At 42.9% G+C, this 20007-nt stretch carries 26 protein-coding genes and 1 pseudogene; 15 read left to right on the forward strand and 12 right to left on the reverse strand.

The genetic code is table 11. The annotated features are described in order from the left end of the window. Positions 1–117 precede the first annotated feature (117 nt). A complete protein-coding gene (locus H6G05_RS07165) occupies positions 118–399 on the forward strand; it encodes a hypothetical protein (RefSeq protein WP_190577514.1) in 282 nt (93 codons plus the stop codon). Between the two features lie 167 nt (positions 400–566). Further along, positions 567–1598 (forward strand): annotated as a pseudogene (locus H6G05_RS07170) (YifB family Mg chelatase-like AAA ATPase); the annotation flags it as partial. Positions 1599–1797: 199 nt separating this feature from the next. On the opposite strand, the gene H6G05_RS07175 reads toward H6G05_RS07170, so the two are convergent. Continuing rightward, complete coding sequence (locus tag H6G05_RS07175) at positions 1798–2211, reverse strand: hypothetical protein (protein ID WP_190577515.1); 414 nt, start codon at positions 2209–2211, stop codon at positions 1798–1800. Positions 2212–2347: 136 nt separating this feature from the next. Here H6G05_RS07175 and H6G05_RS07180 point away from each other — a divergent pair, with 136 nt between their 5' ends. From H6G05_RS07180 to H6G05_RS07230, 11 genes are all read left to right on the forward strand, one after another. Further along, entirely contained in the window at positions 2348–2524 is a 177-nt protein-coding gene (locus H6G05_RS07180; RefSeq protein ID WP_190577516.1) for a hypothetical protein, read from the forward strand. 104 nt (positions 2525–2628) lie between these two features. Next, complete coding sequence (locus H6G05_RS07185; protein ID WP_190577517.1) at positions 2629–2775, forward strand: hypothetical protein; 147 nt, start codon at positions 2629–2631, stop codon at positions 2773–2775. A 357-nt stretch (positions 2776–3132) separates the two neighbouring features. Continuing rightward, a complete protein-coding gene (locus tag H6G05_RS07190; RefSeq protein WP_206756212.1) occupies positions 3133–4074 on the forward strand; it encodes a hypothetical protein in 942 nt (313 codons plus the stop codon). Continuing rightward, entirely contained in the window at positions 4028–4687 is a 660-nt protein-coding gene (locus H6G05_RS07195) for a hypothetical protein (protein WP_190577519.1), read from the forward strand. Before H6G05_RS07190 ends, H6G05_RS07195 begins: the two co-directional genes overlap by 47 nt. After that, entirely contained in the window at positions 4669–4986 is a 318-nt protein-coding gene (locus H6G05_RS07200) for a hypothetical protein (RefSeq protein WP_190577520.1), read from the forward strand. The genes H6G05_RS07195 and H6G05_RS07200 overlap by 19 nt, the downstream gene beginning before the upstream one ends. 3 nt (positions 4987–4989) lie before the next feature. Then, on the forward strand, positions 4990–5136 hold the full coding sequence (locus H6G05_RS07205; RefSeq protein WP_190577521.1) for a hypothetical protein: 147 nt from the start codon (positions 4990–4992) through the stop codon (positions 5134–5136). Beyond that, entirely contained in the window at positions 5133–5558 is a 426-nt protein-coding gene (locus tag H6G05_RS07210) for a hypothetical protein (protein ID WP_190577522.1), read from the forward strand. Before H6G05_RS07205 ends, H6G05_RS07210 begins: the two co-directional genes overlap by 4 nt. After that, the gene (locus H6G05_RS07215; protein WP_190577523.1) at positions 5555–5725 is read left to right on the forward strand and encodes a hypothetical protein; all 171 of its coding nucleotides are present in this window, start codon (positions 5555–5557) and stop codon (positions 5723–5725) included. The genes H6G05_RS07210 and H6G05_RS07215 overlap by 4 nt, the downstream gene beginning before the upstream one ends. After that, on the forward strand, positions 5706–6254 hold the full coding sequence (locus tag H6G05_RS07220) for a DNA N-6-adenine-methyltransferase (protein WP_190577524.1): 549 nt from the start codon (positions 5706–5708) through the stop codon (positions 6252–6254). The genes H6G05_RS07215 and H6G05_RS07220 overlap by 20 nt, the downstream gene beginning before the upstream one ends. A 118-nt stretch (positions 6255–6372) precedes the next feature. Further along, positions 6373–6780 (forward strand): hypothetical protein, encoded by a 408-nt coding sequence (locus H6G05_RS07225; protein WP_190577525.1) that lies wholly within the window; start codon positions 6373–6375, stop codon positions 6778–6780. A 333-nt stretch (positions 6781–7113) separates the two neighbouring features. Beyond that, positions 7114–8154, forward strand: a complete 1041-nt coding sequence (locus tag H6G05_RS07230; protein WP_190577526.1) for a DNA cytosine methyltransferase — start codon at positions 7114–7116, stop codon at positions 8152–8154. Here the strand turns inward: H6G05_RS07230 and H6G05_RS07235 are convergent. Genes H6G05_RS07235 through H6G05_RS07280 form a run of 10 tightly spaced genes read right to left on the reverse strand, consistent with a single transcriptional unit; the run spans position 8148 to position 15283 of the window. Further along, positions 8148–8855 carry an EAL domain-containing protein gene (locus H6G05_RS07235; protein WP_190577527.1) on the reverse strand — a complete coding sequence of 236 codons (708 nt, stop codon included), beginning with the start codon at positions 8853–8855 and terminating at the stop codon, positions 8148–8150. The two genes, H6G05_RS07230 and H6G05_RS07235, sit on opposite strands and share 7 nt — an antisense overlap. Beyond that, positions 8848–9516: a hypothetical protein gene (locus tag H6G05_RS07240; RefSeq protein WP_190577528.1), complete on the reverse strand. Its 669-nt coding sequence runs from the start codon at positions 9514–9516 to the stop codon at positions 8848–8850. Before H6G05_RS07240 ends, H6G05_RS07235 begins: the two co-directional genes overlap by 8 nt. Before the next feature lie 10 nt (positions 9517–9526). Further along, positions 9527–10252, reverse strand: coding sequence for a LamG-like jellyroll fold domain-containing protein (locus tag H6G05_RS07245; protein WP_190577529.1), 726 nt, complete (start codon positions 10250–10252; stop codon positions 9527–9529). Continuing rightward, positions 10252–10746 carry a hypothetical protein gene (locus tag H6G05_RS07250; protein WP_190577530.1) on the reverse strand — a complete coding sequence of 165 codons (495 nt, stop codon included), beginning with the start codon at positions 10744–10746 and terminating at the stop codon, positions 10252–10254. Before H6G05_RS07250 ends, H6G05_RS07245 begins: the two co-directional genes overlap by 1 nt. Before the next feature lie 4 nt (positions 10747–10750). Further along, entirely contained in the window at positions 10751–11122 is a 372-nt protein-coding gene (locus tag H6G05_RS07255; RefSeq protein WP_190577531.1) for a hypothetical protein, read from the reverse strand. A gap of 5 nt (positions 11123–11127) precedes the next feature. Continuing rightward, the gene (locus H6G05_RS07260; protein WP_190577532.1) at positions 11128–12480 is read right to left on the reverse strand and encodes a hypothetical protein; all 1353 of its coding nucleotides are present in this window, start codon (positions 12478–12480) and stop codon (positions 11128–11130) included. A 5-nt stretch (positions 12481–12485) separates the two neighbouring features. Further along, on the reverse strand, positions 12486–13325 hold the full coding sequence (locus tag H6G05_RS07265) for a hypothetical protein (protein WP_190577533.1): 840 nt from the start codon (positions 13323–13325) through the stop codon (positions 12486–12488). 4 nt (positions 13326–13329) lie between these two features. Beyond that, positions 13330–13695, reverse strand: a complete 366-nt coding sequence (locus H6G05_RS07270) for a hypothetical protein (protein ID WP_190577534.1) — start codon at positions 13693–13695, stop codon at positions 13330–13332. Then, positions 13692–14009 carry a hypothetical protein gene (locus tag H6G05_RS07275; RefSeq protein ID WP_190577535.1) on the reverse strand — a complete coding sequence of 106 codons (318 nt, stop codon included), beginning with the start codon at positions 14007–14009 and terminating at the stop codon, positions 13692–13694. The genes H6G05_RS07270 and H6G05_RS07275 overlap by 4 nt, the downstream gene beginning before the upstream one ends. Continuing rightward, on the reverse strand, positions 14006–15283 hold the full coding sequence (locus H6G05_RS07280; protein ID WP_190577536.1) for a phage portal protein family protein: 1278 nt from the start codon (positions 15281–15283) through the stop codon (positions 14006–14008). Before H6G05_RS07280 ends, H6G05_RS07275 begins: the two co-directional genes overlap by 4 nt. 197 nt (positions 15284–15480) lie before the next feature. Between H6G05_RS07280 and H6G05_RS07285 the strand changes: the two genes are divergently transcribed. Then, on the forward strand, positions 15481–15843 hold the full coding sequence (locus tag H6G05_RS07285) for a hypothetical protein (RefSeq protein ID WP_190577537.1): 363 nt from the start codon (positions 15481–15483) through the stop codon (positions 15841–15843). A 113-nt stretch (positions 15844–15956) separates the two neighbouring features. Beyond that, complete coding sequence (locus H6G05_RS07290; protein WP_190577538.1) at positions 15957–16523, forward strand: hypothetical protein; 567 nt, start codon at positions 15957–15959, stop codon at positions 16521–16523. Here the strand turns inward: H6G05_RS07290 and H6G05_RS07295 are convergent. Further along, positions 16520–19969, reverse strand: a complete 3450-nt coding sequence (locus H6G05_RS07295) for a phage tail tape measure protein (RefSeq protein WP_190577539.1) — start codon at positions 19967–19969, stop codon at positions 16520–16522. The two genes, H6G05_RS07290 and H6G05_RS07295, sit on opposite strands and share 4 nt — an antisense overlap. Between the last annotated feature and the right edge of the window lie 38 nt (positions 19970–20007).

Raw genomic sequence — 20007 nt, forward strand, 5'->3', positions numbered from 1 at the left:
GCTGAATCTAACTCTAAGTAAAGGTTAGAGCCTGATTTATCTACAATTCTCACCCTACATAATTATATTAATTAATAAAATTTTTTAGTAAATTTGGCAAAGCCAAATTTAAGATATATGAACTCTTCAGGTAACTCAGTTACAGCTTGCCGATTGTGTCAGCACTACAATCCTGAAGGAAGAAGGGGTGGTTTTTGTGGAAAGTTAGATGTTCCTGTCAGTCCTGCATGGAACGCATGTAGTCTAGCAGCCCACCCTTTTGAGACATCTTGGCAACCTACAGATGATTTCAATTCCTTCTTATATGAATCCTTTCATGACTCAATCCCCTTAGTGCATGAGAACACCACAGAGCTACAAGAGGTTAATATGCGATCGCTTAGTTTCTCTGAATACTAATCTGAATAATAAATTGTTAATTGAATTTCAATATTTGGCTTTTAGTAAAGTCAGTGATTGACGAATCTAGGCTTAGAAATCATAACAATAGCCAAGCCATCGTAAATTTACATATGATAGTCTTGATTAATTGAGGTTTTGTTAAGTCTTACTGTGATAGGTAACAAGTGCTAGCAAGGGTTTGGAGTGCAGCAATTTTAGGCATCGATGCCATCCAAGTGGGGGTAGAAGTCGATGTGTCGGGAGGATTACCAGGAATTACCTTAGTGGGATTACCTGACACAGCAGTGCAAGAAAGTCGAGAACGGGTTAAAGCTGCGATCAAAAACGCGGGCTATGCTTTCCCCATGCGAAAGATCGTGATTAATCTTACTCCTGCCGATCTGCGTAAAGAAGGACCTATCTTTGATTTACCAATTAGCATAGGCATTTTGGCTGCCTCTGAACAGGTTGATCCACAATTATTAGGTGATCACTTATTCTTGGGTGAAGTTTCTCTTGATGGTTCGCTGCGCCCTGTTTCAGGCGTATTACCGATCGCAGCGGCGGCTCAACGGCTAGGCATGATCGGGATTATTGTCCCCAAGGAAAATGCTCAAGAAGCAGCTCTAGTCAAAGGCTTAGCGGTGTATGGCTTACAAAGTATTACCGAGGTAGGAGACTTCCTAGCGCACCCCGAAAAATATCCACCAGTAGTTGCCAATCCTGATCTGAAATGGCATGAAAGCGAATTTAAGCTAGATCTTAAAGATGTAAAGGGACAGCAACATGCTCGTCGCGCTCTGGAAATCGCCGCCGCAGGTGGACATAATTTGATTTTTGTTGGTCCTCCTGGTTCAGGAAAAACCCTATTAGCAAGGCGGCTACCCAGCATTTTGCCCAATATGAATTTTGACGAAGCCCTAGAAGTGACTAGGATTCATTCTGTGGCGGGCTTATTAAAGGGGAAAGGACTGGTAAGCGATCGCCCATTTCGTAGTCCCCATCATTCCGCTTCTGGTCCCTCACTAGTTGGTGGCGGCAGCTTTCCCCGCCCTGGAGAGATCACCTTGGCGACAAATGGGATCTTATTTCTAGACGAATTAACAGAGTTTAAGCGGGACGTATTAGAGTTTTTGCGCCAACCCTTAGAAGATGGCTTTGTAAGTATTTCACGCACTCGCCAATCGGTAACTTTCCCTGCCCAATTTACACTTGTGAACTGTCATGCGACATACTGAAGATTTTATGACGGTTGTTTTTAGGTAAAAAAATAGAGGCGATCGCCTCACAAGTTCTTAAAAATATTTTTCTGACTCAAGAAATATATATGTATTGAATGTTTGGGGTATCCCCTCCCCTTCTTTTTAACCAGCTTGGCAGCAACAGAGCTACATAGATTAATCGTCACTACTAAGATCACGCACACGAGGAAGTGAGATAACAATTTTTTTTTAGGCGATCGGCAATAAAGGAAACAGCATCAAGCATCTCTTCATCGCTTAAGTTCTCCACGAATGTTTCCACACTCATCTTATCAACTGGCTTAGATCGCCTAGTCAACTTAGCAGAGAACGTTTTGAATGAATCAGTAGAGTCTAAATAGTTTTGAAGTTCTTGGAGCGACCACTTAGGATCGTATGTCTTTTGCAAATACTTAACAATCAAATCATCAGTAGCTTTTGCGGGAGTTCTGGAATCATCTTTAGGGTTTAAGTAACCAGACAAAGCCGACTGATGAATCCCAATTACTTTAGAAAATGCACTTTGAGATTGATCGCCCATAAGCGATCGCAGTAGATCGGCTAACCTTCGCTTTTTTTCAATATTCATATACACCTTAATGGCATAGACAACAAACGGATAATTAATTACAACATAACATATAAATAATGCAATCAATTAATCTTTAGGATATTATTAATTCAAGTTATAATCTATTCCGTCATACATGAATATTATTTTAATCATGGCAAAAATACTTAGGCTTAAAGGCAACATCAAACGCAAATCCCTGAATGTAAATGCGAGTCTGCATAAGGAGTTAGCCAAGCTAGCTCTAGAATGCGATCGCAGTTTAGAAGACTTGGCTAACGAGGCGATCGCGCAATTCCTAATCTCTGAAGATGTAAGCCTTACTAAATAAGCACTTTAAATAAAAATCTATTATTAACGTAATAGATTTTTATTTTTGTATTGACATAATGCATATACTTTTATATACTTCTATATAGTCGAGTTTAAAAAACGATGAAAACAATTCCAACCTACGTTGAGCTACCCGAAGATTTAAGGGAAAGCCTAGACAACCTCCGTAAAAAAGAAGAAGGGCTAAAACTAAGGCAGGTAATTATCCGAGTACTTAGAAAAGGCTTGAAGGAAGAATTAGCCGCCTAATTTTTTTGCAGTAAATTATCTATTTTGTAATTTATTATTTTTGCCCCCATGAATATCAAAGAATCGATCAAAGCAAAGGCGATCGCCTTTGCAATCAACAAGCGAGAAGCACGGAGGTTACATGAGTTGGCTCCGGTTCCAAATGTCTCAAACACTAAAATCTCAGCAGCTTGAGATATGTAGTTCCATGGCTAAATACGTTTTAGACCAAATGGGGATATTAACCCCACTGACAAGGAACAAGGTCGCCCATCTTGAAGAAGTTGAGATAAAAAACAACTGTCTGCGATTCACTGAGAATTATCGAGATGTGCCAGTGGTATCGCTCCTTAAGATTATTGGGAGGCGATCATGAGCATGACTTGGTTCAAACTGCACCACGAGATTGTTGATGATATCAAAATCAGGCGATTCTCTTCACAAGAAAAATGGGCATGGATTGTACTGCTATGTCTTGCCAGCAAGTCTAGCGATCGCGGCACAGTCACCGCAGACAATGACGACCTTGCAGACTACTGCGAGTTTAACTCTACTCAAGATTGGCTTTACTACCGAGACAAGCTAATTACCAAAGGGATGCTTGAGATTAGCGTCACAGGCTGCCTGAAAATTGTCCACTGGGACGATCGCCAATCCAAAAAACCTAGCGACGATCCAGCCCGAATTAAAGAGCGAGTTGCGAAGTCAAGAGCAAAAAAGAAAAGCGAGTCTGCAAGCCGATCTCAGGATGATGTAACGCGATACATAGCGTTACAAAGCGAAAGTAACGCAGATGTATCGCCACAGATAAGACTAGATCAGATCAGATCAGAAGAGATCAGAAGAGATCAGATCAAACAAGATCCACACATAAATAATTCGTGTGTGCGTGTGGATTCGCAAATTTCAAATATTTCAAAATTTGAGCAGCGATGGAAACCTCAAGACATTGACTGCGGCAAATTGGCTCAAGACATTGATTTTAGAGAATTTGTGCTTAACCGTCTGCAAAAACTACCGTCTGCAAAAAAAGGCGAGTGGGAACCAGATATGGCAGATGCAGCAAAAAATATCTCTTCAGGGCAATGGGATTTGAAGCGCAGAGGCGAGATCAAGATCCTTTATGAGGAATACATCAAGTCGAAAAATTCAAAGGCTTCTAGCGCGAAAAACGAAGCGCAAAGCGATCGCCCCCGATTGCGAAAACCGAACCCGATGACATGGACTGCTGAGCAGCACAACTGGACTTATGAACAATGGGAGAAATTTCTAAATGAGCAAAATTCAGGCAACGCCGAGGCAATCTACGCGAGTTACTGACAAGCAAATTTCGCCGCCCGTTAAGTGTTTTTGTTGCCAAGATTCAGGATTAGTAAGCAATATTTACATCACTGAATTTGTTGAAATCCCCGATCGCGGTGACATTTTGCCTTACATCTGCCAGCGTGAAAACTGTGCAAATGGTCAGGCTTATCTCAAGGCTTACGAAATGAGCGATCAAGAGCGTGATGCTTATTACAACACTCAGCTTCGCAACGGTAAAGATACAGACGGCTTACCCCGACCTATGCGAGCAAGAGAATATCAAGCCAATTTCTCGACAAACCTTAACCAAGCTTGTTGCGATTGGCTACACGATCGCAGTTATGACGATTGGGTTGAGAGTTTACGAAAGCCCCCAGCCATTGCGATCGCTTCTCAGTACTCTCAAAAAGTTGAAGATCGCGATCGCCGAATCCTTGAAATTCAGCAAGCGATCGCGGAAGCAGAAAGCCAAGGCGCGAATCTCTCTACCAAGATTCAAAAAACTGTGCAGATGTGTAGCGATCGGGATCGAATTATCTATCAAGACTGGAAGTTCTTACCCAGTGGCGATCATCAAAGAATGCTTGACGGAATCAGAGGATTAAAGCTATGCCCACAATCCGCATGATGGTTATTACCGACCAAATCGCAGGGCATGAAAAGGCAATCAGCGCCTACACTCAAGCGATCGCGGATCTAACTTTGCAAGCTAAAGAAGATCCACTTATTGACACTCTCATTAATCAGTATGTGGCGATCGTTCGGTTACTCATTAAAGAATGGAAGGAAATGCGCCATGAAATTTGTAATATCTCTAATCGCAATTTTGATTTTAGTCCTACCTATGGCGGCGATCGCCTATTCCCAAGATCCGCGCACTTGCAACGATCCGCGATCGCCTCATCCAACACCAAATCCACCTTGTAATAAATGACTATTCAAATCGCGCACACTCCGCACGGCTGGCTAGTTTTCGGGCTTGGCGGAAACCTTGATATTGATTGCTGTTATGGCAGCGATCGCGCCGCAGCTTTCCAACACTTTATCTATTTACTCAATCATGGAGAATTAAAATGATTAGCACTTTAGCCAGACAAACCGCAGTAGTTTTAGTCGAGAAACTGCCTGATGATTTTGATAGATTCAATTTATTTCAACCAGTACAACGCATCAAAACAGCCGAAGTATGGCAATGCTTTCACGCCAACCAAGGTTTAAAAGTTGTTCAACAACCCGCATCTTCTATCTGTGTTTATCCCTACACAATCATTGATCGCGCAGGTTGGTGTATGCCTAGATCGGAGACTTACTCTTTGGAAAGGGCGATCGCCTATTGCGATCTATGTATTGCGAACATTCCAGAGTTTAGCGATCGCTGCTTTATCCCTAACGCCATCAGTCCAAAACGCATGGCAGAAATTACAAACACAATCTGCGAGATTTTGGAACTTTTAAACGAAGAGTTCCCAGAGCTAGAAGAATTGGAGAGAGTGCAATGACCACATCAAGAATCGATCGCGCACAATCCGCAATGATTAAAGCCTCGGATTGCTCAACCTGTAAATATCGAGGTAAGTGCGAGTATGAGGCGATTTTAGAATCATGGCGATATTCGGGAACAAATTGCAATTTATGGGAGAAGTGGAATGCAAGCGACGCAACCTAATCTTTTCTCAATGCATTTAGTCGTCACCGATGACGATAAAGATAATGACGAAAATTACACTCCTGACTATATCGTAAAGCCGTTTCGCGACTTAGTTGGCGGCTTTGACCTTGATATATTCTCTTGCCCTAGAGCTAATCAAATCATCCAAGCAAAGCATTATTTCACAAAAGCAGACGATGCTTTAAATCAGGATTTGACGGATTACTACAACAAATGGGGAAACCCACCATTTTCCGAAATGGATAAAGCTGTAGAGAAAATATTGAGCTATGCACACATAGGCAACAGCTTTTTATTGTGCAACTCAAACACTTCTAGCGATTGGTTCTTAGACGCTCAAAATTATTCTGTGTGTCATTTAACCTTTAACCATCGCATTGAGTTCACAAACCCTAAAAACGATGGGAAGAAGAAACAATCAGGTAACAGGCATTCCCAAACATTATTTTATTTAGGCAACGACTTTACACCGCAGCAAATTAAGGCTTGCTGCAAGCATCTTGGCAATGTATCTGTAACTATTTAGGAGCCACCATGACCATACACAATTGCTGGACATGCGCCTCACGATCTGGGCAACTATGCGCCATCCATCCGATAGAGATGTTGAAGAGGGAGCTTATGGCTCCTAACGATTGCGAAGATTGGACAGAGAAGAAAGTGAGCATATCGGAGGCGATCGCATGACTAGCATTAGAAGTTTTTACCCTAAACCATCAGAAAATAGAGTCCGCTACAGGTTTGGAATTGTGATAGATCCTTTGCCAGATACAGACATGATTCTATCAAACAGGATTTACGAAGCCCTTAAAGCCATTGGAGTTAGCAGCACTCAATTTGCTATCAGCGATCCTGATTCTGTCCCCCAATGGTGTAAAGCCGTCGGAATCAAAAACATCGACAGCACAAGCCTGTTAGGGGTTTGGACTGACAAAGATCCTGAAACTTGCATTCAATTAGCAGCACTCAATTTGCTATCAGCGATCCTGATTCTGTCCCCCAATGGTGTAAAGCCGTCGGAATCAAAAACATCGACAGCACAAGCCTGTTAGGGGTTTGGACTGACAAAGATCCTGAAACTTGCATTCAAGTTGTTAGAGAAGTTGTTAAAAAGCATTTAGAAGGAGCGATCGCATCATGAAGTCATGGGAACAAAAATCACTCGCAATCATTAACCCGACTATAAATATATTGCGTAGCGATTGCGAGAATGGGACTATCACAGAGAAAGATTTACGAAGGATTTTATCTAAAAAATACCCTTTCGGGCAAAGGACAAACCACCCTTACAAAATTTGGTGCAAGTGCGTGAATTTGGCGATTAAGGATGTGTTTGGGGCAAAGCAAGAGGCGATAGAACAGCTTCCATTATTTGAGGTTGCGTCATGAGACAACTAACTGAAGGATCGCTTTTTACAGGATTTGGCGGCGTTGATCTAGGCTACAAAAAAGCAGGATTAGAACATGCTTGGGGCTTGGAATACGATCCTAAAATCTGCGAAGTTGCCAATGCTAATTTTGGCGGTTCGGTGCGATGTATGAATATCTTGGATGCCGATCCGTTTAAGTTTGAGAAGGTTGATGTTTTACATGCATCACCTGTGTGTAAGTCATACAGCATAGCCAATCCCAACAAAAGAGAGCGTCAACTAGACCTTGATTGCGCCCGTAAAGTCGCTGAGTTTATTCAAGTACTACAGCCTCAATATTTTACCCTTGAGAATGTTGAGGCTTACCGCAAATCAAAAAGCTTTAATTTGATTATTGAAATGCTTTACTCTCAAGGCTATTGGGTGCAATGGCAAGTTCTTAATGCTGCTGATTTTGGAGTACCACAATCGCGCCGTCGATTAATTCTCATTGCCAATAAAAACGAGTTTATCCCACCGTTGCCAGCAAAAGAGAAGCATATCGGATGGTATGAAGCGATCGCTGATTTAGTGCATGATTTGCCTAATAGTCAACTAGCAGATTGGCAACTAAAAGCGTTGCCAAATGAGATTAGAGAACATTTATTTTATTCCTATGGCTCTCAAAATATTAATTTTGGCGGAACAATACAGCCAAAAAATAAACCCGCAAATACATTGTTATCTGATTGCTGTAGCGAGAATGGGATTAGAAGTTACAAAGCTATCCTAATCGAAAACACAGGAGCAAGAAGCGATCGCGAACTTCAAACGCGAGAAGCAATAGAGCCATGTTGGACATTAAGAGCAATGGGTCAAGATGGGCATTACCACCGTGCTAATGCATTACTAGAAAATACTCGCACCGTAGCGCTAGATATTGCCTGCTTAGCTCGTTTACAGTCATTCCCTGATGATTATCAATGGAGTGGCAAAAAGTCGCTAGATGGGAAAGGTATTGGTAACTCTGTACCGCCGCTAATGATGGAGAAAATTGCTAAGAGCGTGTTTTATTGAGCGATCGCTTTAGGTTTCCCATAAAACCACCCTTGCCCAAAATCACAGTCAGCACTAATTAAAAATTGGTGCTGGCGTTCTGTTTCTACGCCCTCGCAAACTACTTTTATACCCAACCTGTGGCAAGCGTAGATAATTGATCCAATCATTTCAGGACCCAGATACTCATCGAGGCTTTGGATTATCGGTATATCAAGCTTTACTTTGAGTAAATCGCTACGCTGATATGCTGAGATGATTCGGCGCATGTGATTTAAGCTAGCCGCCGTAAAATCATCGATCGCCAAAAGTATTCCCAAGCCGCCGATCGCAGTTATTCTCTCAAGCCTCTCAATATCAGCATTCTCCAGAGACACCCTCTCAGTGATTTCTAGTACAATATTGCGATTTTTAAGCCCATTGAGAAGCCCCAAAAAATCAGGGTGCATCAAAGATACTGAGCTTAAATTTACTGCTCTGAATCCTTGAACATTTACAGCGATCGCACTGGATAAAGCGAACTTAAAAACGCCAAAAATCGTATCTTGATCGCGTTCGGCTTGCTCAATAAAACTATCAGGATAGAGTAAACCTTTTGTCGGGTGATTCCATCGGATCAAGGCTTCATAGCCAGCTATGTCCATTGTTTTTAAATTGACAATGGGTTGATAGTGCATCACAAACTCGTTATTTTTTAACCCATTTCTGACACGGCTAGGCATTTTTTATAAATCCATCAATAACGCTATTTTGTTGAAGGAGAGATGCGATCGCGTCGCATTGCTCTTTGATTTGAGATTCTAGACTTTGAGCCGTGATGTAATTGACGTGAAACTCTTCACGATAATGCAAGGCGAGAATCCAAGTTTTATCTTTTGATTCAAGAACTTTTTGATATATTACAAAATATATTCCTGATTCTTGTAGGTAACCTCGGTACAAAGGGCTGTTGATTAAGGCAACTTCGCGACAGATAAAGGCGTGATCATCAAATCTCTTACAAATATTCTGCACACATTCCGATTCTTTCTGTTTATAAGAGCCATCTATTAGAGCGATCCCCCCGTCCATTAACTCTTGAGAAATTAGAACAATAGAGTTATTTTTGCGGTCAATTTCCATCAATAAAGCTCTATGTGAAGCGGTCATGTTGCGGATAGTTTGCACGCGATCGCTAATCTTATTAACTACCCTATAGGAGCGTGTGAGGTTAGAGATATTTGGTTTGATATACGTGTCAAACCAAGGTTCCCCAATCTTTTTCCAGAATATGATCGCCATCAAAATAATAGGCACGCTCAACCCACTATTTTGAGAGATAAATACTACAACCTGATCAAAGGTTATTTGGCTTGCTGGTTGCTGTGTAGTGTTATTAGGCATAGTTTTTCTCTTAAAAATTTGTCATTAGCATCCCCAAAGGCGACGCAAAATAAGGAGGCGGCGCTGCTACCCTGCGATGGATTAGCAGCGATGGGCGTGCTAATAGCAAACCATCTGCATTAGTTGGTGTATTTAGCTCTGTAAAATCCCTTGTATTGCCACTAAAATCTATATTTCTTGCTGATCCCGATTCCATCGGTAGCCAAGAATGTAAATTAGCTGTGCGCCGTGGGAAGGCAAAATACATTTGATCCAATATTTGCTCTAAGGACAGCGCCTCTTGATAAGCATAGTAATGAGAGATGGAATTGTTAGCACCCATACTCAATCGACTTCCTAATCGGTAAAGGCCTATACTTTGCTCGTTAGTTGGCTCCGATCTACCACTAAAATCAGCCGTAATTGTCTGTTTTAATTCCCCATTGATGATCAGGTCTAGGGCGTTAATGGCTCTACGTCTCATACAGACGTGCGCCAAATTGCCAATACTGTAATCAGATGTTGAACCGTTTGTAGTATCAGGATCAAAAGCATCAAGTCTAACAGTGTTGCTGGTAGCCCCAAAAAACAGCGCATCACCTCTAGTATTTGTCGTTCTTCTCAGAATAGAGAGAGAGCCATTATTAGCGGTTGTTGTGTCAGTCTTCATCCAGCACATGATTGTATATGCCGAATTGTAATTGATTAAATCGGTAGTTCGGCTTAAACCTGTTTCTGAGGGGAAAGCAACAGCCATTAGCTCTCATCCTCCAGAGATACAGCTAGCACATAGCAAATATCAGTGGCATTGCTACCGATGGATACGTCGCGATCTAGGGTGAATGTAAATAATTTGCCAGCCGTTACACTGTCATTATTTGTGAGGGTGATTACGATGTCTTTTGTATTATACGTAGAGGTAGGGACAGAGATAGAGCCGCTAGTATTGGCAGTATCAAAGCTTCTGGTTGTATTTACGTTTATCGCATCCGCAGGGGCGATCGCTTCACAAGCTACGCGAAAAGCCACATTATTTGTAGTAGCGGTAATCGCAAAAGTAAGCCTAATCGACAATGCTCCTGTGAATGAGGGCATATGGTACTGAGGCGATCGGCATTTCTGGGAAACAGATTGAGAGAATGCCAGTGCTGATCTAAAAGTACCCGCAGGCATTTGCGCTAAATACTGAGGGAAGTTTGTGGCTGCATCTGGTAGAAGTGACTCTAAAGAATAAGGAATTAATTGCCCCATAAAATTACTCCAAAGAACTAGCTAGGGTGAATATTGCATCGGTATCTAGATTTAGATTTGTTGATAAAGCCTCGACCAATGAGTAATTCTCTTTGATATCTATCGCGAATTCCCATTCGATTTGCGCTGCTTTGCCTAATGTCGCGATCGCAGCTTCAACAATATCCAATAAATCTAATTGCAGCAATGCAAGCCTTAGCCGCCTTGCATCTATCGAGCGAACAATAGGCATTAGGTCTGCGGGATCGGGTGTATTATCAGCAGCTAGCCAATCTTGATAAAGTTTCCAGTCACTGTTATTGCCCTCTTGAATTAAATATCCATCAGAGCGTAAAACCTGAGATTCGGATTGAGTGAGTTTGTAAGTAAGATCCATGTCATTTAAGGGATGTGTGCGGATGCTTGGTATCGACAATGAATATAGGTAGAAGTGCCTGACAGAAGAGAGATGGAATTATCAGATGATGCCCAAAGTGTTGCGCCTTGACCATTAAACCAACTTCCACTAGTAAACGCCGTAACAACTCCAATTGCGCCTGTTGCATCGCTAAAAACCATTGATGGCGCAGTAAACATAGGTACTAGCAACGGTATAGCTGCGATTACAGCAGAGCCGCCCGAACCGATAATATAAGCATTAGTACCGCTACTACCAGCGCTAAAAGTGGCTACAGGGCTTATACCTTGTGGCGCTTGCTTTTGGTAGTGCCTTTGGCATTTTCTAAGTTCCTCACCAAAATCATCACAATTAAAATTAGTGGCTAAACTTCCTTCTTCTAATTGCAATCGGGCAACTACCCATGTACCAGAAGTTTGCGCTCCTACCCTTAACCGAACTTCTAAACCTCTAGCCGCTAATGCGGGTAAGGTAATAGTGGCTGAATAGCGGGTAAGTGTACTAGTTACAGTCCAAGTGCCACTACCCAAAGAAGTCTGGGTTGGGCTAGCGATTGTGCCGTGAGTATCGTTTGTAGTTGTCGCCCGAAATATCTCCCAAGTCACCGACGTGAGTAACGAATTAGATATTTCAGCGCTGATAGTGATATTGGCTAGTTTGTTCGCAAGAGTAGTTACATCCCTGCTTTCTAATCGCTGAGCTAGATAGATCGCGGTAGTCGAAGCCGCGCCTGTGAAAGTCACGCTCTCATTTGCGGCACTAAATGTATAGGCAGGAGTACCACCACTAGCAGCTACTATCCATTCCGTTTCGCCTAAGTATCCTAGGGATGCTGTAGGCAATGCTAAAGAGTTAGCCAAAGTGCCTGATGCAGTGCCTTGGATTACTTTAAAGTTTGGATTTTTAAAGTAGTTTTTGTTGTAAAGCTTCACCCTGAAAGCGGTTGCAAGTTTTACTTCTTCAATACTTCCATCAGCAGCCGTCGGGATAGTCCCGATTGTCGTACCATCAAAAACCCATTTGCTTTGCGCCGTACTCCAACGAAAAACGATCGCATCAATCTTGTTACTTCCAGTGGTAGCAGATGGCAAAGTTAGAGAGCTAGCCGCTTCAAAATCGGAGCTAAAGGCGATCGCTAAAGAGCTAGCAGATTTGATTTTAAGTATCAGTATTTGCTGATCAAATGGCGTTCCACTAATTGAGAATGTTGTACTTTCAGTTAGTGTGATTACTCCGATATCGGTAATATCGGAGTTGATCGCGGTTGCGTTGCTACTACTGGATAGGGTAACAACCTTTGTGGACTGGCTACTAGCTCTAATCCTTGTTACTGGCATTTAGGTTATCTCCGATAAGAAACACGAATTTTATCTCCAGAGATAGGAGCTGTCAGCATTGTGATTGTATTAGTGGATATTGTGTAATCGTTGCCAGCCCCTGACTCTTGCAAAAGCCCATTTAGATATACATGCTCACTACCTGTTGTTGGAGTATTGGCAAGAGTGAAAGTTGTATTTGAGCCGTTGATCGATCCGCTTGGAGTTTCCTTATCAACAAAATTAGAGCTTGATAATCCCCCAGAAACATCTTGGGTATAAGCGATCGCAGTTGAGCCAAGCGTACCGCCATCGTCTGAGGTGCATTGCCATCTAGTATTGGCATTGACAGTTCCTTCATTGACAAACACCAAAGAACCAGGAAACTCATTCCAAGCATCCGAGTTACTAAGCCTAGTTAAAGCCGACCCACTGCCATTAAATAAATAAAGCCCATTTTCTGAAGCTGTGCTTTGATTCTTTAAAAGGATGGAACCAAGTAGAGGATCGCCACTGGTTAAGGTCACGCCGTCAAAAGTACTTGTCGCAGGGTTCGAGATAGTGACGTTACCAGTACTCGCTACTCGCACGGTGCGATATTTGTACGCTGAATTTAAGCCAGCGATCGCCGCCTCAACATCAGAAATCCGAGCCGCATCACTAGAAGCTGGGGTCGGAGCGCCTAAGCTTGTCAGCTTAAACCCGCCCATAGACTGATTAGCAGTAAAAGCAACGGTTCCATCTCTTTGAACAAAATCCGCGCCGTCTGCTAATTTGCTGGTTGCGATATTTGCACCCGCCGCCACTTTCGCGTCGGTAATAGCGCCATCTCTAATCTGTCTAGAAGCAATATCTGTTGCAGCCATATATTTACACCTTTATATAATCTATGAGAATTGAATCACCAACTACAGGCGATACAAGAAGGCTAATAGTTAGCCCCCCTGATACCGTGTAATCGTTGGTAAGCTTTTGGGTTATCCCGTTAACCTTTACGACTAAAGATTCAGGGATAAACTGATCGGTTGCCGTAAAAGTGGCGTTACTTCCATTGATTAACCCCGTAGGGACTTCCCCAAAAACAAATTTATCTATTACTGATTGAGGATCTGCTTCGCGATTAACAACAGATTTGTTAACCTCAATCAATGAGATCGGCGATCCGTTAAAAACTTCAGATCCAATCTCACCAAAAGAACCCTTAAAAAACTCAATAACTGCAATAGCTTCCGTCATGGTAGTACCCTCGCATCTTCAGTTACAACATGAGTATTACCAGATGGGAAAGTGATAATTAATCTCAATTTATAAGCCGCAAACTCAAGCGCCGCCACTTGATTATCGGTAAGCGAATATTCTAAAACTCCATTAGCTGCATCAGTAAAACTAGCAGTTAGAGGGATTCGCGCTCCTGATTTCAAGTCCTTGGTGATATAGCCCGAAATTGTGCAATCAGTGAAATCAAAATAACTCACAGGGCAAGTAGTTGCCTTTGCTCTACCTGTGTACAGAAAAGTCGCTTCTTTTTGAATCTCTATAGGCTGTGTCATGCTGCTAAGTCCTCCGTATATCTAGAGGCTTGCTGGATCAGAATTTGGTCAATCGGTGGAATACCCGCAAGATCGCGCGATCGGTTGATCACTTCGATGTCAGTACCGCCCAAAACGCCCGTATAAGCTGCGTTAGATATCGCACCCAATAGAGCAACCGAATCCGTTTTATCTTGTTCTGGTTCTTTAAATTCTCCATAGGTTTCCTGCTCTCCGAATTGATTAAAAATTAGAAATCTGCAAACATCTTCGATTAGTCGCTCTTTGATTTGTTGAGTAAAGCTGCTCACGACTAAATCAAGGATCGCGCCATGCCCTTGATTTAGATTGCTGTCACCTGATGCGCCTTGCGATCCTGTGGTAACGACGGTTTCTGGCATGAGAAACGCCATCAAAATTTGACTATTTAGGAACCGCAAAACATTAAGGAAAAATGCCCCATCGGTCTGTTGTGCGATCGCCACAATTTCATCAATAGCTTTGTCAATCACAATTACGGATTGATTTTCAACCTGCTCTAGTGCTGACTTCATGCGATCGCCAGCACGCCCCTTGATTGGCAAGCCGTTTTCATTCAGCAAAATATTGCCAAGATTATCGACTAACTCAAAGCTGCTCTCTAAGTCTGTTTTGCCAACTAGCAACGGGGTAGCCTGTCTTTGGGCGGCAATTACCATAGCCGCCAAAATTAATTTTTTCGCCTTCCAATATGGGTAAGCTTTCTTGCACTCAGCAAAGCCATAAGGATCGCGCCCTATATTCAGATGGCGACCATTGACGATGTGAATCCCCTTCTGGTAGGGGATATCGATTAGTCCCTCTGGTACGGTGCGATAACGGATAGTGTCGATTTTGCCAATTGATCCAGCGTAGCGAAAATAGCGCGGATCAACAGCCATGATTGAGGCAAGCATCCATTGACCATTTTTAGGCTCTACAGATATCTCAGACCAACTATGTCCAAATGGCTTAGCTTGCCACATTTCGGCAAAACTAAGCATCAGAGAGCCGTGCATATTTACAAAGTTTTGCCTAGTCCAGTCTTGGATCTCAGGCTCGGAGTGCGTAAATTCTCCCAATTTTTTCGCACCCATCAGCATTGGGGTTTCAATGCCAGCCCCAACAATAGGATCGGTTGTCGCCATCAACAAATACTCATCAATCCCTACGGTGTCGAGATTTGACAACTCATTGATAAGCGAATTAGTGAGGCGCTCAACTTCTTTTGAGAGCGTCCCTTTTTTGGGTTGCATTTGCTGCGATCTATCTGCCATAGCTTTGCAAAATAATGCAGAGCTTGAGTTTTGGCAAATCAAGAAAATAGTTTGTTTACCCTATTGACAATCTTTTTATAGTGGTAGTAATATTATATTTATAGACACACAAGCAATAGACGGATAAAGCGATGACTGCTACATACAAGATCTCTAGCGGACGCTACAACTGGGTTAAGAACGGCGCGTATTATGAAATGAATGCATTCTCAGAAGTAAGTGACGACCGTTCCTACATTATTAGCATCACCAAAGAAGATAATCGCTGGTATGTTTTCGCCGAAGATCACAACCCAGAAGATATTGACGGGCAACCAGAAAACGGGTTTAAGAGTTTGTATGAAGCCAAAGCATTTGCCCAACGGTTTGGTGAGTACTTTGAAGAGTGCCACAACGAAAATCATCAGTACAAGGTGGTTTCGGTTACTGGTCAAGCTGTAGCTAATGCGATCGGCTGTGTATGGCTAGACGACATCAGCAAGGCTGTAGCGATGCACTGGGATAAAGCTCAAGAGTTGTTATTTCATTTCGGTGAAGATTGGGAGATAGTATCTGCCTAATCTACTGCTTAATATCGAAAACACCGCAAAACGATAATAAGAAAATTCTTATTATCGTTTTTGATTACATCCCGACAGCTCAAATTTGATGGGCAGGAGGTCTTTAGCAACAGATGAGAGACACAGATAACAGTGAGTTTATCCAATCAAGCCAAGGCGAAGATAATCAACTTACCTTAGTTTTTGATGTGGCGGTGACACCTGAAAGAGTTCGCCATGCTAACCCAGATTTTGAGAAGTTTCTTTTAGGGTTAAGGCAAGAAGCAAAAGATATTATTGCGATCGCCAATGCTAGCGGCGGCAACTACTCAGAGATGAAGGGGATCCCGAATAATGAGCTTAGGATCGCAGTGGATGAATATCACAGGTGCAACAATATTGTGAGAATTGAAGTAATTCGTGCCCCATCCCATAACAGAATAGCCAAGCCTTATAACCCTTGGAGCTTAGAGCGTAAGCAACGAGAAAGGATTAGAAAAATGATGGAACGATTACGCAAAAAATACGCAATTCCTGAGATGTTTGTTGACGCGGTTTTAGATAATTGCTTTGGTAATGTTCAGTATTTTGGGCTTTGCATGTTGCCAGAAGTAGGCGATCGCTGTGATGTACGGTTTGACGCTCCCAGTGTGATTGCGGCAAGAGCGAAAGAATTAGAGATGAGGCAAAAAGGGGGCTAAAGCCCAACAGCAAGCGATCGCCCGATCTCTCTCTGAATCTTGATCAAAGTATCCGAGGGACTCTCAGCCGTGGTAACTGCAATATTTGGGCGATCAAGCTTGCCTACTAATTGAAGCAACAGCCCCTCAATCTTGGCGGTGGACATATTAGAAGCAGGGCCACTTGATTGCAAAATCTGTTTGGTATCCGAGGCATTATTTACAAAGCCGCCGTTATTGAATTTGACCAACTCAGCGCCCCGTTCACCTACTAATAGTTGCTCACCAGCATTAAACCGTCCACCCGTGGCAAGTGGTTTAACTCCGATTCCTGCGAGTGCTGGTACTTTGCTAGCGATCGCACTGGCAGGGGTAGCATTTTTAATCGCCGCCACTTGTTGAGCATTGGCTAGGTCTTTCGCTCGTTCATCAGCTTTAAACTTGGCTTCTAACGCCTTGAGATTGTCTTCAAATGCTTGCCTCTTAACCCTTTCAGACTCTTCAAAAGCTGCTTTTTTCTCGTTTTGGGACAACTCAAACGCATCTTTTTTGACCCGTTCAGCATCTTCAAACTCTTGTTTTTTGAGTGCTAACTGCTCTTCAAAGGCTAATTTAGTCTCATTTTGCCCTGCTTCGAGCGCGTCGCGCTTGGCTTTGAGAGTATCTTCAAATGCAAGTTTAGCCGCCTCTTTCTGCGTTTCGTATTCCTGATCCTTGAGTTTCAGAGCGTCATCAAAGGCGAGCTTCGCCGCCTGTTGATTTGCCTCGAAAGTTTGCGCCGCTAATTTTTGGCTCTCTTCAAAGGCGATTTTGGCTTGCTGTTGTTTGAGTGCAAACGCCTCTTCATCAGCTTTTAACTGAGCAAAAGCCGCCTTCTCCCTAGCCGCTTTCTCATCAGCAATTTTAAATTCGGCTTCTAATTTGGCGCGATCTTCTGGGGTTTTAGCCGCGTCAAGTTGTAGCTGTCGCTCAATCTCAAGGCGACGTTGCGAGAATTGGGACTCAGCAGCTAACTTTTCTTTATTTTGTTGAGCATCAAAAGCCCTTGATGCGTCTTGCTGTTGCTTATCAAAGGCGGCTTTTTGCGCTTGCTGTTCGGCATTGAAAGCGCGTTCAGCATCCTGCTTAGATTTTTGATACGTCGCATCCTTGGATTTTTCGTCATCATTAAAGGTGCGTTGCTCTGCCAGCAAGCCTTTTTCAAAGCGCTCTTTATCAGCTTTTTGGCTTGCTTCAAAATCGCGCTTCTCATTGTTGAGTGACTTTTCAAAAGCTTGTTTTTCAGTTTGGGATTGCCTCTCAAAATCGCGACTTTGATTTTTGGATTGGCTCTCAAAATCACGCGATCGCAACTTTGCTTGATTATCGTTAGCTCGTTTTTCAGCATCAATCCGAGATTTTACCGCCACTTCAACATCTTTCTCAGAACGCGCGATCGCTACATTGGCAGTGGCTTTAGTTTTGCCTGTGGCAATTAGATCCTCAAGTTCTTTCTTCTCTTTTTCAGCTAATGCGATCGTCTTTTTACGAGATGCAATTTCAACTTGACGCGATGCTTCTAACTCAGCATTAGGGGCTTTTTGGGCTTCGATTTGCGCTAGCTTTTCTTTCTCAGCATTAATTTGGTCTTCAGTAAGTTTGAGTGTCCCTTTTTCTTTCCGAATTTGTTCATCAGTAATCGCGCCGCCTTTCGCTCTGACAGCTTGCAATGATTGGATCTTAGAAATTAGTCCAGAGGTCTGATTTGATAGCTGTTGACCTGTCGCTACATTTTCTTCAACTGCTGCATTATATTCTTTTAGCTCAACTGTCTTATCACTAAGGAATTTCGCAGCCGCGATCGCCCCAATAACAGCAACTAATGCTCCAAGGGGAATTAAAGCAGCAGTGGCAGAAGCCGCAAACCCTCCCAAAGCTGCCGATGCTGTAGCTGTTGCTGTTGCATATGCTCCTTTAGCTACGGTTGCTACTTTAGTGAGAGTAACTTCTGTAGTGAGAACACCATTAGCAAGAGCAATAGCTCCACTCAAGCTAGTAAATGATCCTACTAATGCTGGGACTATAGCCGATGCAATCCCTACAGCCTGACCAATAGCTCCAAAAGCTAATGCTACGCTTGTACTTAAACCTACAAGCCCAATAAATACGCCTAGGGTTTGCTGTATAGGCGCTGGTAATTGAGTGAAAGCAGCGATCATCGATCGGGTTGCTAATACAACTTGATTCGCAATAGGAGCAACAGTTTTACCCAAATCTACTAGGCTGTCTTTTAATTGGTTCTCAGCAGATTTTTTAGGATCGATTTGAGTTTCAAATTGTTTATTTAGCCCTGCTTGAGCATCCTTAACTTGAGTGATGCCACTAGCAAGAGAAGGAGTGATCGCCGCCGCTTCCTTGGCATTAAATCCAAGTCTTTGGAGTCCTTCAGCCGTGCTTATACCTTGCGATTGCAATTGTTTAAATAGGGCATTCAAGCCGCCTGTTTTGATCGCCGCTTCATCAAAACTTATCCCGATCTCTTGACCCTTGCGAACGAGATCGCCTGTGGATAAATCGTTGATTACCTTGTTGAGAGCAGTTAATGAGGTTCTAGAATCTGCACCCTGCTTAGCTGCATTACCAAGAAATCCTAATAGGTCATTGATTCCGACACCAGCGCTCGAAGCAGTGACCGCGATCCGCCCAATTTGCGGCGCTAATTCTCCTACGCTTGTACCAGCTACCCTAGCTGTAGCGGCTAGTTGAGCCGTCACATTATCCGCTTCTTTTGATGGCAGATTGTAAGCCTTGAGAATATCGGTAGTCGCTTCTAAAGCCGTGTTGAAATCGGTATTTGTGGCGATCGCGAGTTTCTGGGTAGCGCGTAAAACATTGATATTATCTGCGGTATCTCGATAGCCCTTTTGAGCAACTCTCGCAGCATTATCAAGTAATTCCGTAGCTGATACTTGGTTCTTAAGTTCGCCGCCTAAAGTTTTGACCGCAGCGCTTAGCCCTGTGATATCTGTCGCCTGCGCCGCCGCGTTACGCTGAGCTTTTCTAAATTCCCCAAACGCTTCTAAACTAGCGCTCTTAAGCTCGTTTAGCTTGCCTACTAATTGCCCTAATGCCTGTGCTTGCAACTGCGATTTTAGGAGCGATTCGGGGTCAACCTGTGGTTTAACTACTACCTTATCGACTTCATTAAGCTTTGCTTTTAAATCCGCTAATTGCTTTAGAGCATTATTTTGCTTCAGTTGGACATCTGGAGTTAGCTTTTGTTTTGAGAGGTTTGCTAACTCGTTATTTACTGCTGCGATCGCCTTGGTAAGCTCTGCTTTAATCTGTACCGCAGTTTTATTTGATGCATTCTCCACACCCGCAAACGATTGATTAAGCCCTGCTACCGATGCAGTAGCAGTCTTGATCGCTGGTGAAATTTGGTCTTCACCCTTGAAAACAATCGTTGCTGTCTTATCTTTTGCCATGCTCTGCAAAATAATGCAGAGCATGGATTTTGACAAAT

Origin of the sequence: Phormidium tenue FACHB-1050, from assembly GCF_014696925.1 — a bacterium.
GTDB lineage: Bacteria > Cyanobacteriota > Cyanobacteriia > Pseudanabaenales > Pseudanabaenaceae > Pseudanabaena.

What these genes read in the sequence shown, in the direction of transcription:
- H6G05_RS07165 (WP_190577514.1), top strand. Translation starts at nt 118, where the DNA reads ATGAACTCTTCAGGTAACTCAGTTACAGCTTGCCGATTGTGTCAGCAC.
- H6G05_RS07175 (WP_190577515.1), bottom strand. Translation starts at nt 2,211, where the DNA reads ATGAATATTGAAAAAAAGCGAAGGTTAGCCGATCTACTGCGATCGCTT.
- H6G05_RS07180 (WP_190577516.1), top strand. Translation starts at nt 2,348, where the DNA reads ATGGCAAAAATACTTAGGCTTAAAGGCAACATCAAACGCAAATCCCTG.
- H6G05_RS07185 (WP_190577517.1), top strand. Translation starts at nt 2,629, where the DNA reads ATGAAAACAATTCCAACCTACGTTGAGCTACCCGAAGATTTAAGGGAA.
- H6G05_RS07190 (WP_206756212.1), top strand. Translation starts at nt 3,133, where the DNA reads ATGACTTGGTTCAAACTGCACCACGAGATTGTTGATGATATCAAAATC.
- H6G05_RS07195 (WP_190577519.1), top strand. Translation starts at nt 4,028, where the DNA reads ATGAGCAAAATTCAGGCAACGCCGAGGCAATCTACGCGAGTTACTGAC.
- H6G05_RS07200 (WP_190577520.1), top strand. Translation starts at nt 4,669, where the DNA reads ATGCCCACAATCCGCATGATGGTTATTACCGACCAAATCGCAGGGCAT.
- H6G05_RS07205 (WP_190577521.1), top strand. Translation starts at nt 4,990, where the DNA reads ATGACTATTCAAATCGCGCACACTCCGCACGGCTGGCTAGTTTTCGGG.
- H6G05_RS07210 (WP_190577522.1), top strand. Translation starts at nt 5,133, where the DNA reads ATGATTAGCACTTTAGCCAGACAAACCGCAGTAGTTTTAGTCGAGAAA.
- H6G05_RS07215 (WP_190577523.1), top strand. Translation starts at nt 5,555, where the DNA reads ATGACCACATCAAGAATCGATCGCGCACAATCCGCAATGATTAAAGCC.
- H6G05_RS07220 (WP_190577524.1), top strand. Translation starts at nt 5,706, where the DNA reads ATGCAAGCGACGCAACCTAATCTTTTCTCAATGCATTTAGTCGTCACC.
- H6G05_RS07230 (WP_190577526.1), top strand. Translation starts at nt 7,114, where the DNA reads ATGAGACAACTAACTGAAGGATCGCTTTTTACAGGATTTGGCGGCGTT.
- H6G05_RS07235 (WP_190577527.1), bottom strand. Translation starts at nt 8,855, where the DNA reads ATGCCTAGCCGTGTCAGAAATGGGTTAAAAAATAACGAGTTTGTGATG.
- H6G05_RS07240 (WP_190577528.1), bottom strand. Translation starts at nt 9,516, where the DNA reads ATGCCTAATAACACTACACAGCAACCAGCAAGCCAAATAACCTTTGAT.
- H6G05_RS07245 (WP_190577529.1), bottom strand. Translation starts at nt 10,252, where the DNA reads ATGGCTGTTGCTTTCCCCTCAGAAACAGGTTTAAGCCGAACTACCGAT.
- H6G05_RS07250 (WP_190577530.1), bottom strand. Translation starts at nt 10,746, where the DNA reads ATGGGGCAATTAATTCCTTATTCTTTAGAGTCACTTCTACCAGATGCA.
- H6G05_RS07255 (WP_190577531.1), bottom strand. Translation starts at nt 11,122, where the DNA reads ATGGATCTTACTTACAAACTCACTCAATCCGAATCTCAGGTTTTACGC.
- H6G05_RS07260 (WP_190577532.1), bottom strand. Translation starts at nt 12,480, where the DNA reads ATGCCAGTAACAAGGATTAGAGCTAGTAGCCAGTCCACAAAGGTTGTT.
- H6G05_RS07265 (WP_190577533.1), bottom strand. Translation starts at nt 13,325, where the DNA reads ATGGCTGCAACAGATATTGCTTCTAGACAGATTAGAGATGGCGCTATT.
- H6G05_RS07270 (WP_190577534.1), bottom strand. Translation starts at nt 13,695, where the DNA reads ATGACGGAAGCTATTGCAGTTATTGAGTTTTTTAAGGGTTCTTTTGGT.
- H6G05_RS07275 (WP_190577535.1), bottom strand. Translation starts at nt 14,009, where the DNA reads ATGACACAGCCTATAGAGATTCAAAAAGAAGCGACTTTTCTGTACACA.
- H6G05_RS07280 (WP_190577536.1), bottom strand. Translation starts at nt 15,283, where the DNA reads ATGGCAGATAGATCGCAGCAAATGCAACCCAAAAAAGGGACGCTCTCA.
- H6G05_RS07285 (WP_190577537.1), top strand. Translation starts at nt 15,481, where the DNA reads ATGAATGCATTCTCAGAAGTAAGTGACGACCGTTCCTACATTATTAGC.
- H6G05_RS07290 (WP_190577538.1), top strand. Translation starts at nt 15,957, where the DNA reads ATGAGAGACACAGATAACAGTGAGTTTATCCAATCAAGCCAAGGCGAA.
- H6G05_RS07295 (WP_190577539.1), bottom strand. Translation starts at nt 19,969, where the DNA reads ATGGCAAAAGATAAGACAGCAACGATTGTTTTCAAGGGTGAAGACCAA.